This window comes from Streptomyces sp. NPDC005574 (assembly GCF_040605435.1).
In the GTDB taxonomy this organism is placed as follows: domain Bacteria; phylum Actinomycetota; class Actinomycetes; order Streptomycetales; family Streptomycetaceae; genus Streptomyces.
Window position 1 is genome coordinate 83,025 of record NZ_JBEXCW010000018.1, and the last position, 15,687, is coordinate 98,711.

The window sequence follows — 15,687 nt, forward strand, 5'->3', positions numbered from 1 at the left end:
CACCAGGACACCCTTCGAAGAGGTTGTGTGGCATTCCTCGAAGACTGCTACGGCGCGCGCCACCCTGTGGGTTGAGGTGGCGCGCGCCGCTGCCGTTCACAGTCCCTGACCGATGTCCCGCGCGGTTATGAGGAGAGGCTGGGACAATTCAGCGAGCCGTGCACGGGTGCAGCGGACGGACGGGGCCGCCACGACCACGGCCGCCACTGCGGCGCCGGTGCGGTCCCGCACACACGCGCCCACGGCGTGCACTCCGCGCTCGCTCTCCTGAAAATTGAGGGCGTAGCCGTGGCGACGCACGGACACCAGCTCGTTCAGCAGGCTCTCGAAGTCCTTGGGGGCTTTGGCCCCGTCGGCAGGGAGTCCGTTGGGGTAGAGGGCTCGGAGCCGGTCAGGCGTCAGTGCCGCGAGCAGGGCCTTGCCGCCCGAGGTCACGTGGGCGGGCAGAAGTGTGCCGGTACGGTAACTGACGCGCAGCGCCTGGGAGCCCTCAACGCCGTCCAGGAAGCGGCTGCCGTTGCCCTCGAGCACCATCAGGTGGGTCGTTTCCCGAACGGCGTCCGCCAGTCGTCGCAGGTGAGGGTGGGCGATGGTGATCAGGTCCGGAGGAGGGCCCGCCTGGCTTCCCCTGATCGCCTGGAGAGCCGGGCCCGGCCGGTACACCTTGTGGCGGTCCTGCACGGCGAATCCCTCGAAGACCAGCATCGCCAGGATCCGGTGCGCGGTCGAGCGCGCGACACCGAGCCGGTCCGCGACATCCATCACCCGCAGCTCGTCGAGCTCGTGCAGCAGCCGTACGACGCGCAGGGCGTTGCCGGCCGCGCTCACCGGATACGACGGACCGGGCGAACGCTCCACTGAATTCTCCATAGCGGAATCCTACCCTTCAAGGATTCCGATGAGGGGAAACATCGGCGTAACGTCAGGAAACAGCGCCGCAGGACGCGCGCTTGTTACGGCGGTCGCCGAACACACGACGTGGAGGTTTCCGTGACCGATACCACCAGCGAACAGACCGAGCGCAAGTTGCTCGAGGAGCTGTACGCGGACTTCGAGGACGCGGGTCTGATCCCGCTGTGGACACAGGTGGACGGCCTGATGCCGATGTCGCCGCAGCCCGCCGCGGTGCCGCACCTGTGGCGGTGGGCGGAGCTGCTGCCCATCGCACAGCGCTCGGGAGAGCTCGTGCCGGTGGGTCGTGGCGGCGAGCGCCGTGCCATGGCCCTGTCCAACCCCGGACTTCCGGGCCTTCCTTACGCCACTCCGACCCTGTGGACCGCGATCCAGTACCTGGGCCCGCGCGAGGTCGCCCCCTCGCACCGGCACAGCCAGGGAGCCTTCCGGTTCGTGCTTGAAGGCGAAGGCGTGTGGACCAACGTCGACGGGGACGCGGTGGCGATGCGGCGCGGTGACCTGCTGCTCACGCCGAGCTGGGCCTTCCACGAGCACCAGAACGTCACCGACGAGCCGATGGCCTGGCTCGACGGCCTCGACATCCCGCTCGTCTCCAAACTCGACGGCGGCTTCTTCGAGTTCGGCCCGGATGAGCTGTCCACCCGCGAAACCCCCGAGCGATCGCGCGGCGAACGGCTGTGGGGACAGCCCGGACTGCGCCCGATCAGTCGGCCCGACCAGCCCAACTCCCCGCTCAACGCCTACCGCTGGGAACACACCGACGCCGCCCTGACCGCCCAGCTGGAACTGGAGGAGGAAGGCGTTCCCGGCGTGATCGAGCCCGGGCACGCCGGGATCCGCTTCTCCAACCCCACCACCGGCAGGGACGCCCTGGTCACGATGCGCACCGAGATGCGCCGACTGCGGGCCGGTACCCAGACCGTCCCGGTACGCACCGTCGGTTCCGCGGTCTGGCAGGTGTTCGAGGGCGAGGCCGTCGCCACGGTGGGCGACAAGGTCTTCGAGATCGCCAAGGGGGACCTGTTCGTCGTCCCGTCCTGGTGCGAGGTCTCGCTGTCCGCCCGTACCCAGGTCGACCTCTTCCGTTTCAGCGACGAGCCCGTCTACGAGGCCCTGGGCCTCGCCCGCACCTCCCGAGGAGAACAGCAGTGAAGCTCGCCACCATCCGTGTCAACGGCACCACACGCGCCGTCCGCGTCGACGAGGACAAGGCCGTGGACCTCGGCGAGAACGACCTGGTGGCCTTCCTGCGCCACACCGACTGGGCGGCGCGCGCTGCGGACGCCGACGGTGACACCTACGAAGGTGCCCTGGACTACGCCCCAGTCGTTGTCGCGCCGGAGAAGGTTGTGTGCGTCGGTCTCAACTACCGCACCCACATACTGGAGATGGGCCGCGAGCTCCCCTCGCACCCCACACTCTTCTCCAAGTTCGCGCGAGCGCTGGTCGGCGCCTACGACGACGTGACCCTGCCCGCCTCCTCCACACAGATGGACTGGGAGGCCGAACTGGGCGTCGTCATCGGTGCCGAGGTCCGGCACGCCGACACGGAGCAGGCGCGGGCCGCGATCGCCGGGTACACCGTGCTCAACGACGTCACCGCCCGCGACTGGCAGTACCGCACCACCCAGTGGGACCAGGGCAAGACCTTCGAGGCCACCACTCCCATCGGACCCTGGCTGGTCACGGCCGACGACCCCGCGGCGTCCGCCCAGGGCCTGAGCCTGACCTGTGAGGTCGACGGCGACACGGTCCAGAAGGCCGACACCGGTGACCTCGTCTTCGACCCGGCCACTCTCGTCGCGTACCTGTCCGAGATCGTCACCCTCGTGCCCGGCGACGTCATCGCCACCGGTACTCCGGGCGGGGTCGGCCACGCCCGCAAGCCGGCCCGCTATCTGCAGGACGGTACGCGCCTCGTCACCCGGATCGAGGGCATCGGCGAGACCCGCAACACCTGCCGCCGGGAGACTCGGTGAGCCAACGCCCGGCAGTGATGCTGGAGCAGGCGGCCAAGGGCACGGCGGCCTTCGAAGCCGCCGTGCACTGGCTGACCGGCCCGGGATTCACCAAGTCCTCGTACCTGCCGGGCTGGAGCAGGGCCCACCTCGTCGCCCATGTCGCCCGCAACGCCGACGCGCTCGTCAACCTGCTTACCTGGGCGCGGACCGGTGTCGAGACACCCATGTACGCCAGTGGCGACCAGCGGGCGCGTGAGATAGAGGAGGGCGCCCGGCGGCCGGCCGCAGAACTACGGGCAGCACTGCTCGCGGCCGACGGCCGTCTTGCCGCGGAACTCGCCGCACTGCCCGACGAGTGCTGGGCGGCGACCGTCCGCACCGCGCGAGGGCGTGAGGTGCCCGCCTCCCAGGTGGCCTGGATGCGGGTGCGTGAGGTGTGGGTCCACGCCGTCGACCTGGACATCGACACCACCTTCGACGATGTGCCGCACGAGGTGTGCGACGCGCTCCTCGACGACGTGACCACCTCCTTCCGGGCCCGCACCGACTGTCCTCCCGTCGAACTGCGGGCCGAGGACGCCGACCGCACCTGGCTCCTGGGAGCGCCCGGCGGCGCGGAGCCGGTCGTGGTGAGCGGTGACCTGACCAGACTGGCCGCCTACGCGACCGGGCGTCCCCTGCCCGGCCCCCTGCACCCCGCCGACGGCGGTTCCGTACCCCAACTGCCCGCGTGGCTGTGAGCGCGAAGGAAAGATCATGAAAGTTGCCTGCATCGGTGCGGGACCCGGAGGGCTGTTCTTCGCCACACTGCTGAAACGGAGCCTGCCCGGAGCCGAGGTCGTGGTGTTCGAACGCAACCGGCCCGACGACACGTTCGGCTTCGGGGTGGTCTTCTCAGACGCCACACTCGACGCGATCGACGCCGCCGATCCCGTCCTCAGCGAGGCACTGGAAAAGCACGGCAGGCACTGGGACGACATCGAGGTTCGGATACACGGCGCCCAGGAACGCGTCGGAGGCATGGGCATGGCGGCGGTCATACGCAAGACGCTGCTGAGCCTGCTGCAGGAACGGGCCCGCGCCGAGGGCGTCCAGATGCGCTTCCAGCACGAGGTCCGTGATCCCGCCGAACTGGACGACTTCGACCTGGTCGTCGTCTGTGACGGCGCCAACAGCCGCTTCCGCACCCTGTTCGCCGACGACTTCGGACCGACCGCCGAAGTGGCGAGCGCGAAGTTCATCTGGTTCGGCACCACTTACATGTTCGATGGGCTCACCTTCGTCCACCAGGACGGCCCCCACGGTGTCTTCGCCGCCCACGCCTACCCCATCAGCGACTCCCTGAGCACCTTCATCGTCGAGACCGACGCCGACTCCTGGGCCAGGGCCGGACTCGACGCCTTCGATCCGTCGACCCCACCGGGCACGAGCGACGAGAAGACCAAGAGCTACCTGGAAGACCTCTTCCGCGAACAGATCGACGGACATCCGCTGGTCGGCAACAACTCCCGCTGGGCCAACTTCGCCACGCGCAAAGCCAGTTCGTGGCGGCACGGGAAGTGGGTACTGCTGGGCGACGCGGCGCACACCGCCCACTTCTCCGTCGGGTCCGGCACCAAGATGGCCATGGAGGACGCCGTCGCCCTCGCCGAAGCCCTGGGAGAGGCCCCGCACAGTGTGCCGGAGGCACTGGAGGCCTACGAGTCGCGCCGCCGCCCCAAGGTCGAGAGGATCCAGAACTCGGCGCGGCCCAGCCTGTCTTGGTGGGAGCACTTCGGACGCTACGTCCGTACGCTCGACGACCCGACACAGTTCGCCTTCCACTTCCTCACCCGCAGCATCCCGCGCGGCAAACTCGCCGTGCGCGACACGGCGTACGTGGACCGCGTCGACGGATGGTGGCGGCAACGCCACGAGACACCGCCCTTGGAGACACCGTTCAGTCGCGGGCCTTTCCGGCTTCCCTCACGCCGTGTCACGGCCGGCGACGATCTCCTGACCGGGGCCGACGGCACAGCGATCCCGATGCTCCCCTTCAGCGGTGAGCCGTCGAGCGCGGGCGTGTGGATCGACGCCCCGGACACCGAGGAGGGAATGCCGCTCGCCCTCGACCAGGTGCGGGAGGCGGCAGAGGCAGGCGCCCCGCTCATCGGCGTACGCGGCGGTACGACGCTGACCCGTGTGCTCGTCACCGAGGAGGCCAGGCTCGCGCACGGCCTGCCCGCCGCGGTCATCGGCCCCTACGACGACGACACCGCGACCACGCTCTTGCTGTCCGGCCGGGCCGACCTCGTCGGAGGCGTCAAGTGACTGCCCTGGAACCACTGTTCGCACCCCGAGCAATCGCTGTGCTCGGTGCCTCCGCCACACCCGGAAAGCTCGGCGCGGCGATGACCGACTCCCTCGCCTCGTTCCCCGGACCGGTGCTGAAGGTCAACGCCGGCCGGCCTGATCCCGACCGGGGCTTCTTCCCAACCGTCGCCGAGGCCGCCGCGGCCCACGGCATTGCACCCGATCTGGTGGTGACCTGTATCCCGGCCGCCGCCACCGCCGGAGCCGTCCGCGACGCGGCCGGCGCGGGAGCCCGTGCCGCCCTGGTGTGCGCCGGCGGATTCGCCGAAGCGGGCGGCGACGGTGAGCTGCACCAACAGGCCCTGGCCGAGGTGGTGCGGGACACCGGCATCCGTGTCCTCGGACCGAACACCTCGGGCTTCCTCGCCCCCCACCGACGGCTCACCGCCAGTTTCGTCCCGGGTGTGGCCGACCTGGAACCGGGTCCGGTGGCGGTAGTGGCTGCCAGTGGCGGGGTGAACCACGCGCTGGCCTTCGCCCTCGCCGAGGCCGGCGTCGGCCTGCGCCTCGGCATCGGCCTCGGCAACAGCCTGGACGTCACCCAGGCCGACGTGCTGAACCACCTCGCCGAGGACGACGGCGTACGCGCCGTCGCCCTGCACGTGGAGACCGCCGCGGAAGGCCGCCGCCTCACCGAGGCGGTACGCCGCCTGACCGATCGTGTCCCCGTGGTGGCCCTGGTCGTGGGCCGCAGCGACATCGGCGACTTCGCCCGCTCCCACACCGGCGCCCTGGCCACCTCCTGGCGTGTGACCAGGACGGCCCTGCGCCAGGCCGGAGCCGTCCTCGTCGACGACGAACGCGACCTCGTGGACGCCGTCACCGCGCTCAGCCGCGTACGGCTCTCGGCCAACCCACGCCCGGGCATCGGCGTGGTCACCGCCCAGGCCGGGCCCGGACTGCTGCTCACGGACGACCTGCGCTCCCACGGCATCCAGGTCCCGCCCCTCGTCGAGCGGACGGTGAAGGAGCTGCGCGAGCTGCTCCCGGCCCTCACCTACCTGAACAACCCCGTCGACACCGGCCGCCCCTCACCCGCGCTCACGCAGGTCGTGGAGCGGGTCTCGGAGGATCCCGGCATTGACATCACCGCCGTGTACGGGCTGCTGGAACCCACCGCCGTGGACCTCCCGGCCGTGCTGGCCGCCGCCCACACGGCCACCCCGCTCGTCGCCGTCGTCGGCGGACCCGTGGAGCAGGCGCGGCGGACCCGCCGAGAACTCGGCGAAGCCGGCATTCCCTGCGCGGCCACACCGGCCTCCGGATCGGTGATGGTGCGCGCGCTCGTCGAGGACGCGGCCGCCCGCACCCGCCTTGAGGCCAACGTCGTCGCGGCCTCCGACACACCCACCCTGTCGCCGGGCCCGGTCGACGAACACACCGCCAAGAACGTCCTCGCGGACCTGGGCATCCGTACGCCCGTACGGCGCGTGTGCGCCGACCCCGCCGCGGCGCACGCGGCCCTCGATGAGCTCGGCGGGCCGGTCGTCGTGAAGATCCTCAACGCGGAGATCCTGCACAAGACGGAGGTCGGCGGGGTCCGAGTCGGTATCCGCACGCACGAGGAGCTCGACGAAGCCCTCGTCAGTATGCCCGCGAGCCCCGCGCTGCTGGTCGAGCAGATGGCCCCCGCGGGACCTGAACTCATCGTCGGCGTACGCCGCGACCCGGTCTTCGGCCCCGTGCTGGCTCTGGGCGCCGGGGGAACAGCCGCCGAAATCCTGGGCGACGTCTCCCTGCGCCTCGCGCCCCTGTCTGCGCACGAGGCGCACGCCATGCTCGACGAACTCGCCACCCGCGCGATGTTCCTCGGCGCGCGGGGCGCCACCCCGGTCGACCGTGCGCGACTCGCCCACGTGCTGCTGGCCCTTGCCTCCCTCGCCGCCGACAACGCCGTGGCCGAGTGCGAGATCAACCCTTTGCGTGTCCTGCCCGACGGCGACGTCGTCGCGCTCGACGCCGTACTGCTGCTGTGTGACCCCCGGGATCAAGGAGGATCCGATGACGCGTGAGGGATTCGTGCCCTGGCCCAAGGAGGCGGCCGACCGCTACCGCGAGGCCGGGTACTGGCGTGGCAGGCCGCTCGGCTCGTACCTCCACGAATGGGCCGAGACCTACGGCGACACGGTGGCCGTCGTGGACGGCGACACCCGCCTGACGTACCGCCAACTCGTCGACAGGGCAGACGGATTGGCATGCAGCCTGCTGGACAGCGGTCTCAACCCCGGTGACGCGATGCTCGTCCAGCTGCCCAACGGCTGGGAGTTCGTCACACTCACCCTCGCCTGTCTGCGGGCCGGAATCGCTCCCGTGATGGCGATGCCCGCCCACCGCGGTCACGAACTGCGCTACCTGGCCGCGCATGCCGAGGTCACCTCGATCGCCGTACCGGACCGACTCGGCGACTTCGACCACCAGGCCCTGGGCCGGGAGGTCGCCGAAGACACCCCGAGCGTACGGCTGTTGCTCGTCGCGGGTGGCACAGGAGGCACCGACGCCACGGACCTGCGCGCCCTGGCCGAACCGGCCGACGACCCGGTCGCCGCACGGGCCCGGCTCGACCGGATCGCCCCGGACAGCGGCGACATCGCCGTCTTCCTGCTCTCCGGCGGCACGACCGGACTGCCAAAGCTCATCACCCGCACCCATGACGACTACGAGTACAACGCGCGGCGCAGCGCCGAGGTCTGCGGCCTCGACTCCGACTCCGTCTACCTGGTGGCACTGCCCGCCGGACACAACTTCCCCCTGGCCTGCCCCGGCATCCTGGGCACCCTCATGAACGGCGGCCGGGTCGTCCTGGCCCGCACCCCGGACCCCGGCAAAGTGCTGCCGCTGATGGCCGCCGAGGGCGTGACGGCCACCGCCGCCGTGCCGGCCGTCGTCCAGCGCTGGATCGACGCGGTGGCCTCCGGCCGCCACCCCGCCCCGCCCGCACTACGGCTGTTGCAGGTGGGCGGCGCCCGCCTCGCGCCGGAGATCGCCCGCCGAGCCGAACCCGTGCTCGGCGGCACCCTCCAGCAGGTGTTCGGCATGGCGGAGGGGCTGCTGAACTACACGCGCCCCGACGACCCCGACGACCCCGACGACATCAAGATCGAGACGCAGGGGCGCCCCATGTGCCCGGACGACGAGATCCTCGTCGTCGACGCATCCGACAACCCGGTCCCGCCCGGCGAGATGGGCGCCCTCCTCACCCGCGGCCCGTACACCCCACGCGGCTACTACCGGGCCGCCGAGCACAACGCCCGTGCGTTCACCCCCGACGGCTGGTACCGCACCGGCGACGTCATACGGCTGCACCCTTCGGGCAATCTCGTCGTCGAAGGACGAGACAAGGACCTCATCAATCGGGGCGGCGAGAAGATCTCCGCCGAGGAGGTCGAGAACCTCATCTACCGCCTGCCTGGTGTCGCCCGCGTCGCGGCCGTCGCAAAGGCCGACCCCGACCTGGGGGAGCGGGTGTGCGTGGTCGTTGTCGTGGAGCCTGGGGCTCACCTGAGCCTCGAATCGGTCCGCGCCGCACTCACCGCGATGCAGGTGGCCCGCTACAAGCTCCCCGAAGACCTGCTGGTCGTCGACGAGTTGCCGCTGACGAAGGTCGGCAAGATCGACAAGAAGCGTCTGCGGGATGTCGTCCGCAGCGAGGCGGGCTCCGTCGAGGCGGTGTGACGGCGCTCGCCGCCGTGGAAGGTGGGCCGACGTCGAGGTGACGCTCCCGCTTCCCAAGAGGGAGTCGGGCGGCTTTGCCGGCTCTCTGGCGGTACCTGGAAAAACAGCTCCAGGTACCGCCTTTCCGTCGGTGCGTCGCGGCCGTCGGCCCAGCAACTGGAGGCGCCCCCGCCTGGTGACCAGCGACATGCGTCCTCGCGTAGCTTTTCTCTGCGCGGACCAGGCCGAGCACTTCGAGCACCGGCCGGTCGGTCGGCGCGAGCCGTCGGCTGCCCCCCTGCCGAGCGCTGCTCGGTTGGCCGAGCCGGTGTGGTCGGCCGCCGACAGAAGCGAGGCCCTGTACTGGTACGAGGATCCCGCAGGCACGGGCCAATGCGGCGATCGGCTTCATGGAAGCTTCATGCACCGAGTGCTACGTGCTTTATGGGGCGGCTGTTGTCTGGCGGTCATGCACGTATTCCTCGTCCCGCCGGTAGACAGTGTTGATCACCCTGCTGTGTGGCACCTGACCACGGCGGTCGACACTGCGCTGTCTGGTTCCGATGCGATCGGCATGTTCCTTCGTCCGGGGTCGGCCGGGCGCGTGGACCCCGTCGGGCCTGAGGCCGGTGATGACGCACTGCATGAAGAAACCGGCGGCCTGTTCACCCTTGCGGGGACAGCGTCGGCAGGGTCGGCGGCGTCGCTCGCGGGCTCGCCCCGCCACGTGGCTGCCGGGTGGCGCGGCTACCTCGGCGACATGGCATTCCCACGCGTGAGCGCCGCCGGACCGCGCTCTTCGGCGGCATCCGGCCCGGCCGAGGACGACTGACCCGCCCGCGTCCCCCCATCGGCCTGAACCGTCGCCCGCTCGCCCAGAGAGACGGCGGTCATCAGGTCGGGGGAGAGCACCGCAGTCCCCCGCAGGTCCAGCACGGCCCGGCGCCGTGACGCACGCACACACGACCTGACTCGCACACAGAACGAAGAGGAGAACCGGAAATGAACCATCGACGGAACATCTCGCGTCGAAGGATGATCGAAGGGGTATCGGCCGCGGCGCTCGTCACGGCGGCTGCGGCCACGGTGCCCGCTGCCATGGCCAGTCCGGAGTCGGCATCGTCCGGTCCGGGACTGCCGAAGGGCAACTGGCGTATCGACACCCACGCGCACTACAGCCCCGACGTGTACAACGACTACCTGAAGCGCTACGGCCTCCTCGGCGCGATCACCGGGGCGTACGGTCCGTGGTCGGTCGACCGGCACCTGGCCTTCATGGACCAGTACCGGATCCAGGCCAGCGTCCTGTCGTTCGGCGACCTCCAGGTCACCGTCGGCCCGGTCGATGACCGGCGCGCCACCGCCCGCGCGGTCAACAACTGGGCTCGCGACCTCGTGCAGACCCGCGGTGACCGGTTCGGGATCTTCGCGGTCACCCCGATGCCCGACATCGAGGGCTCCGTGGCCGAGGTGGACCGCGCGCTCGGCGAACTGGACCTCGACGGCATCTGCCTGCTCACCAACTACAAGGGCGTCTACCTGGGGGATCCTTCCTTCAAGCCTATGTACGAGATCCTCAACGACCGCCATGCCTACGTCTATGTCCACCCGACAGGTCCGGAGAACAACCCGGCTCCCAAGCTCTGCTTCGGCCCCGACATCCCGGCCGGCAACAACGTCTTCGAGTACACCTTCGACGCGACCCGTGCGATGACAAGCCTCATCTACAACGGCGTCCTGCGGGACTACCCGAACATCCGCTGGCACTTCACCCACAGCGGCGGGGCACTGCCCTTCCTGGCCTACCGACTCGCGACGCGGCACTCGGCCTTCCCGCCGTTCAACGAGGTGCTGCCGGAAGGCCCCCTCACCTACATCAAGCGGCTGTTCTTCGACAACGCACAGGCGTTCACCGCCGCGCAGTTGGAGCCGTTGTCGTCGCTGGTGCCCGACGACCACATCATGTTCGGCAGCGACTGGCCTGCGACCCGCCACCTCTACGCGGCCGACAACGTGGAGACGATGCCCTTCCTCAAGGGCAGCCTGCCGAATCTCAAGGCAGGCGACCCCGAACCGACCGTCGACGAAATCTACAACCGGCGCCAGCGGATCGCTCTGGAGCGGAACAACGCCCTGGAGCAGTTCCCGAACCTGAAGGCGCGCATACGCCGCGCCGGCTCGCGCTGAACCGCGCCCCCACCGCGGCCCACCCGCCGCTGCCCCGCCCAGGGGCGGCGGCCGGGGACCTGCGCAAAATGCCGGGGCCGGTTGACGGGGGAGACCCGCGGGACGGAGCGGGGAGCGGTGGAAGGTCAGCCGAGGCACCGTGTGATCCCTTCCCCCACGCTGGTCCTGGTCAAGCGGAGACCAGCCCGCACCCCGTCGCTGGCCGCGACGGACACCGTACGCTGGCCGCATCCGAGGCCCTCTGCCTTGATACTGCCGGTCACCCCGCGGCCAAAGCGGCCGTCCCCCTCCCACCTCGGCGATGGAAGCGAGCACGATGAGTACGCAGCGGGTTCTGGTCGTCGATGACGAGCCCAAGATCCGCATGACCGTGCGCGGCTACCTGGAGGCGGACGGGTTCCACGTCGTCGAAGCCGCAGACGGGCCGTCCGCCCTGCAGGCGGTCACCCGCGACCGGCCGGACCTCGTGGTGCTCGACGTGATGCTTCCGGGCCTGGACGGATTCCAGGTCCTGCGCCGCATCCGGGAGGCGAGCCAGATCCCGGTGATCATGCTCACCGCCCGGGACGAGGAGGTCGACCGGCTGATCGGCTTCACCACCGGCAGCGACGACTACGTCACCAAGCCGTTCAGCCCCCGCGAACTGGCACTGCGCGTACGCGCCATCCTGCGGCGCACCGACAGCCGGTCTGAGGCGGACCCCGAGGACGGGGTGCTGCGCTTCGAGGGACTGACGGTCGATCCCGAGACACGGACCGTCCTGGTCGATGCCGAGCGAACGGTGGAGCTTTCCGCCCTCGACTTCGATCTCCTGTCCGCGATGGCCCGTTCCCCCGGGCGGGTCTTCACCCGGCGCGGTCTGCTGGCCCAGGTGTGGGGCGATGACTTCTTCGGTGACGAGCGCGTCGTGGACGTGCACATCCGCACTCTGCGGCGCGCACTGGGCGACGACGCGGGCGCACCCCGGTTCGTGAGGACCGTCCGCACCATCGGCTACCGGTTCATCGGGCGCCCTGCCTAGCGGCCAGGAAGGACACCGACGCATGCGTGCCTCCCACTTTCCGGACTACCACCGGTCTCGTGCGCGGCTGCGCCGGATCAAGGAGCGTCTGTCGCTGCGCAACCGGCTGGTGCTCTCGCACGTCATGGTGCTGCTCCTGGCACTGGCGGCCATGGCGGCGATCAGCGCACTGATCGAGGTGTGGCTCGGTTTTGACGACATCGAAGGCGACGTGGTCCTGCAGGTCGGGCTTCTGTTCGGCGGGGCCGCCGCCTTCTCGGCGTCCGTCGCCCTGTCCCGGTTTCTGCTGCGTCCGCTCGACAGGGTGCGCGCCGCCACGCGCCGACTGGCGGAGGGACACTACGACGATGTTCTCGAACTTCCCAGTGAGCCGGACCTGGCAGCGCTGGTCCAAGACGTCAACACGCTGGCGGCTGCCCTCGCCGACACCGAGCGCCGCCGCGCCCGGCTGATCTCTGAGGTCGCCCACGAGATGCGCACCCCGATCACCATTCTTCGCGGCCAGATCGAGGGCATCGCCGACGGTATCTTCACCCCCGACGAGGCGATGTTCGCCTCCCTCGCCGATGACCTCGACAGGCTGCAGCGCCTTGCCGGTGATCTCTCCAGCCTGTCACGGTCGGAGGAGGGTGCCTTCGATCTCCACCGCAAGTCCACCGACGTGGCCATGCTGGCTCGGAGCACAGCCGAGCGACTGCGCCCCCAATACGACGACCAGAAGGTCACCCTCATCGTTGACGCAGACACACCCGTCGCCGCCTTCTGCGACCCGGACCGGATCACGCAGGTCTTGGTGAACCAGCTCGGCAACGCACTGGCCGCGTCCGATCCGTACGGGCAAGTGGCGCTGTCGGTTCACGCTGAGCCGTCGCTCGGGCACCACGTGATCGTCCGCGTTATGGACGACGGCATCGGCATCGCTGAACACGACCTCGTGCGCATCTTCCACCGCTTCGAACGCCTCGAACATCCCGGCAGACCCGCTGCCGCCGGCGGCAGCGGCATTGGACTGACCATCGCCCGCGGCATCGCCCGGGCTCACGGCGGAGACATCACCGCGGCATCCGACGGGCTGGGCAAGGGAGCAACGTTCACCTTGCGGCTACCGCAGGCAGGTGTCCCCGGAACCGGCCGGACTCCGGCCTCCAGCTGACCCCATCAATTCCCCCCAGCGGCGGTGATGAGCAGGGCGCGGTCGCGAACGGAACCGAGCCATGCGCGTCCCGCAGGACCCCGGTCGGCGACGCCCGGATCACGTGGGCAATGGGGGCCACGACCACGAGCGGCGCTGGCCTGTCCCGCACTTCCCCTGCTCAGGCGTTCGGCGTCCCGGTGGGAGAGGCGACGCGCTGGGCGTCGACACTCTCGATCGAATCCTGCACGTCGGGGCGCTTGATCGCGAGATAGGCGACCAGGACCACGAACAGCACGAGCCCTCCGAAGGTGACCGCGCCTGACCCGAGGCCGATACCACCGCCCCCTTCACCGTCGTCGTGGACTGGCTTGAGGAGCCAGTCGGCCACCGAGGCACCCAGCGGCCGGGTGAGGACGTATGCCGCCCAGAAAGCCGTGACCGAATGGAGGGTTCCGCGGCGGTGGAGGATCCACGGCACCACGATGGCGACGCCGAACAACGCCATCGAGCCCACAAAGCCGAGTCCCAGGGTGCTGGCTGTCAGGTCACCCGCCGCGGTGCCCAGAGCGAAGCTGCACATGACGGTCAGCCAGTAGAAGGTCTCCCGGCGCCGCGTCGTGATGCTGTGAACCGAGAGCGTCCCTTCTGACCGGTACCAGAGTGCGAGTACGGCAGCGGTGGCAGCGGCGTAGCTGGCGGCCACCAGCGGCAGAGGTACGCCGACGACGAAGGCCACGATGTCGGCTTCGGCGGTGCCGAACACAGCGACGCCCAGGACCGCGGTCCAATACGGGACCGCCCGGTACCGGGATGTCCGGAACTGCCACACGAAAGCCCCGACGACCGCGACTGCGGCGACGATCAGCGTGATCCAGTGCCCGCCCAGAAACATGAAGTCCGAGGCCGACTCCCCCAGACCGGTCGTGAGCAACTTGGCGACCCAGAAGACCGCGGTGAGCGCGGGAACCTTGGCGTAGAGGTATCCGGTACGGCGCGCCTGGCTGGTCTCGGTCATGAACGCCCGCCGGGGAGAACAGAGGTGGAACCGCCGGGAACTGACCCGCCCGCACCGCTCAACCCGAGGAACCCGGTTACCGTCCCAGGCGTTACCGAGAAGTCCAGCCGGGCCATGGCTGTCCTGTCCCCGAAGCGTTTGGCAAGTTGCCGTGCCTTGATCATCTACTCATCCTTCGAACCGGGCCACCGCCGTTCGGTGCCCTGCAAGGACGCTAGGCGCGGCAGTCGAGCAGACCGTGGTACCGCGGTAGGAACCCCATTCCATCAGGTGGTACCGCGGTACAACGCTGTGCGCTTGCTGTCCTGTCGGCCCGGATGGTCTCGACAGCCCCCCGAGGATCAGGCCAGTCCAAGAAGCGCTTCGGCGTTGCCGGCCAGGATGCCCTGGGTGTCCTCTGCGTCGAGGCCGGCCCGTTCGATGTAGGCGACGGTGTCGAGGTAGTGCTCGCCACCCTGGTACGGGAAGTCGCTGCCGAGGACGAGCCGGTCCGCACCGACTGCCTGGACCGCGGCGCGCAGTGCCGCCTGGGAACTGTGGGCGACGGTGTCGTACCACATCCGGCGCGCCGCCTCGCTCGGCGGGAGAGGAGCATCAGGTGCCTCGAAGTGGGCAAGGTTGTCCCACCGTTCCAGCAGCATGGGCAACGCGCCGCCGAAGTGGGAGTTGAGGATGCGCACACGGGGGTAGCGCGTGATGAACCCACGGGTGATGAGCTGGGCCGCTACGACGGTGTCCTCCACGGGCGCGCCGACCATCCAGGTGAGGTTGTGGTCGGTGATCTGCGGCGAGGCGACGCCGTCGCCGGCGGGGTGGAGGTACATCACGGTGCCGCGGCGGTCGAGTTCCTGCCACACCGGTGCGAAGGCCGGGTCGGTCAGGGCTCGGCCCGCGGCTGAGGTGGTCAGGGCCACGCCCACGACACCCGGCGCGTCGAGGACGCGGTCGAGTTCGGCCAGGGCCGCGTCGACGTGCGGGAGAGGAAGCACGACGAAGGCCAGGAAGCGGTCGGGGTGGCGGTCCACCAGGTCGACGTACCGGTCGTTGATCATGCGTGCGGCCGCCGTGGCGTGATCCGGATCCGGCAGTGCGCCCGTCAGCGGGGAGGCGGAGATCACCTGCCTGTCCACACCGGCCTGGTCCATCAGGGAGAAGCGGGCCTCGAGTTCCTTGTCTGTGTCGTCGGCCCCGAGCCCGCGCTGGCCGCGGGTGGTGGTGACGCCGGAGTCGGCCAGGAAGTCCAGGTAGTCGCTGGGGTAGACGTGCGCGTGTGTGTCGATGCGCATGAAGGGGTTCCTCAATCGTCGAGGGAAGGGGGGCGGATGCGGGTTTTGCTGGTGCAGGGACGCCGCTACGAAGGCTTCCGGTAGGGACTGGAACACGCTCGGCGCGGATCCCACTGGTGGTGTGCCGCGACAGCTTTTCGGCCGCCCTCAGCGAACTGTTCGCC

At 69.9% G+C, this 15,687-nt stretch carries 13 protein-coding genes and 1 pseudogene; 10 read left to right on the plus strand and 4 right to left on the minus strand.

The annotated features are described in order from the left end of the window. Window positions 1-96 precede the first annotated feature (96 nt). Window positions 97-870, minus strand: coding sequence for an IclR family transcriptional regulator (locus ABZT03_RS15140; RefSeq protein ID WP_356038769.1), 774 nt, complete (start codon window positions 868-870; stop codon window positions 97-99). Between the two features lie 120 nt (window positions 871-990). Between ABZT03_RS15140 and ABZT03_RS15145 the strand changes: the two genes are divergently transcribed. The 10 genes from ABZT03_RS15145 to ABZT03_RS15190 all read left to right on the plus strand — a co-directional run bounded on the left by ABZT03_RS15145 (window position 991) and on the right by ABZT03_RS15190 (window position 13,240). Next, on the plus strand, window positions 991-2,067 hold the full coding sequence (locus tag ABZT03_RS15145; RefSeq protein WP_356038773.1) for a cupin domain-containing protein: 1,077 nt from the start codon (window positions 991-993) through the stop codon (window positions 2,065-2,067). Further along, a complete protein-coding gene (locus ABZT03_RS15150; RefSeq protein WP_356038775.1) occupies window positions 2,064-2,894 on the plus strand; it encodes a fumarylacetoacetate hydrolase family protein in 831 nt (276 codons plus the stop codon). Before ABZT03_RS15145 ends, ABZT03_RS15150 begins: the two co-directional genes overlap by 4 nt. Beyond that, entirely contained in the window at window positions 2,891-3,616 is a 726-nt protein-coding gene (locus ABZT03_RS15155) for a maleylpyruvate isomerase family mycothiol-dependent enzyme (RefSeq protein WP_356038778.1), read from the plus strand. Before ABZT03_RS15150 ends, ABZT03_RS15155 begins: the two co-directional genes overlap by 4 nt. Before the next feature lie 16 nt (window positions 3,617-3,632). Further along, entirely contained in the window at window positions 3,633-5,186 is a 1,554-nt protein-coding gene (locus ABZT03_RS15160; protein WP_356038781.1) for an FAD-dependent monooxygenase, read from the plus strand. After that, a complete protein-coding gene (locus ABZT03_RS15165) occupies window positions 5,183-7,240 on the plus strand; it encodes an acetate--CoA ligase family protein (protein ID WP_356038784.1) in 2,058 nt (685 codons plus the stop codon). Before ABZT03_RS15160 ends, ABZT03_RS15165 begins: the two co-directional genes overlap by 4 nt. After that, window positions 7,230-8,900: a (2,3-dihydroxybenzoyl)adenylate synthase gene (locus tag ABZT03_RS15170; RefSeq protein WP_356038786.1), complete on the plus strand. Its 1,671-nt coding sequence runs from the start codon at window positions 7,230-7,232 to the stop codon at window positions 8,898-8,900. The genes ABZT03_RS15165 and ABZT03_RS15170 overlap by 11 nt, the downstream gene beginning before the upstream one ends. A 175-nt stretch (window positions 8,901-9,075) precedes the next feature. After that, the gene (locus ABZT03_RS15175; protein ID WP_356038789.1) at window positions 9,076-9,711 is read left to right on the plus strand and encodes a hypothetical protein; all 636 of its coding nucleotides are present in this window, start codon (window positions 9,076-9,078) and stop codon (window positions 9,709-9,711) included. A 203-nt stretch (window positions 9,712-9,914) separates the two neighbouring features. Further along, a complete protein-coding gene (locus ABZT03_RS15180) occupies window positions 9,915-11,066 on the plus strand; it encodes an amidohydrolase family protein (protein ID WP_356038792.1) in 1,152 nt (383 codons plus the stop codon). 316 nt (window positions 11,067-11,382) lie between these two features. Then, window positions 11,383-12,087, plus strand: coding sequence for a response regulator transcription factor (locus ABZT03_RS15185; protein WP_356038795.1), 705 nt, complete (start codon window positions 11,383-11,385; stop codon window positions 12,085-12,087). Window positions 12,088-12,109: 22 nt separating this feature from the next. Further along, entirely contained in the window at window positions 12,110-13,240 is a 1,131-nt protein-coding gene (locus tag ABZT03_RS15190) for a HAMP domain-containing sensor histidine kinase (protein ID WP_356038797.1), read from the plus strand. A gap of 160 nt (window positions 13,241-13,400) precedes the next feature. On the opposite strand, the gene ABZT03_RS15195 is transcribed toward ABZT03_RS15190, so the two are convergent. The 3 genes and pseudogenes from ABZT03_RS15195 to ABZT03_RS15205 all read right to left on the minus strand — a co-directional run bounded on the left by ABZT03_RS15195 (window position 13,401) and on the right by ABZT03_RS15205 (window position 15,523). Continuing rightward, entirely contained in the window at window positions 13,401-14,237 is an 837-nt protein-coding gene (locus ABZT03_RS15195) for a hypothetical protein (RefSeq protein WP_356038800.1), read from the minus strand. 41 nt (window positions 14,238-14,278) lie between these two features. Further along, a pseudogene (locus tag ABZT03_RS15200) lies at window positions 14,279-14,401 on the minus strand (ABC transporter ATP-binding protein); the annotation flags it as partial. Window positions 14,402-14,578: 177 nt separating this feature from the next. Next, complete coding sequence (locus tag ABZT03_RS15205; RefSeq protein WP_356038803.1) at window positions 14,579-15,523, minus strand: amidohydrolase family protein; 945 nt, start codon at window positions 15,521-15,523, stop codon at window positions 14,579-14,581. Window positions 15,524-15,687 lie beyond the last annotated feature (164 nt).

Coding starts and splice junctions, on each gene's coding strand:
- ABZT03_RS15140 (WP_356038769.1), bottom strand. CDS start 870: ATGGAGAATTCAGTGGAGCGTTCGCCCGGTCCGTCGTATCCGGTGAGC.
- ABZT03_RS15160 (WP_356038781.1), top strand. CDS start 3,633: ATGAAAGTTGCCTGCATCGGTGCGGGACCCGGAGGGCTGTTCTTCGCC.
- ABZT03_RS15170 (WP_356038786.1), top strand. CDS start 7,230: ATGACGCGTGAGGGATTCGTGCCCTGGCCCAAGGAGGCGGCCGACCGC.
- ABZT03_RS15180 (WP_356038792.1), top strand. CDS start 9,915: ATGATCGAAGGGGTATCGGCCGCGGCGCTCGTCACGGCGGCTGCGGCC.
- ABZT03_RS15185 (WP_356038795.1), top strand. CDS start 11,383: ATGAGTACGCAGCGGGTTCTGGTCGTCGATGACGAGCCCAAGATCCGC.
- ABZT03_RS15190 (WP_356038797.1), top strand. CDS start 12,110: ATGCGTGCCTCCCACTTTCCGGACTACCACCGGTCTCGTGCGCGGCTG.
- ABZT03_RS15195 (WP_356038800.1), bottom strand. CDS start 14,237: ATGACCGAGACCAGCCAGGCGCGCCGTACCGGATACCTCTACGCCAAG.
- ABZT03_RS15205 (WP_356038803.1), bottom strand. CDS start 15,523: ATGCGCATCGACACACACGCGCACGTCTACCCCAGCGACTACCTGGAC.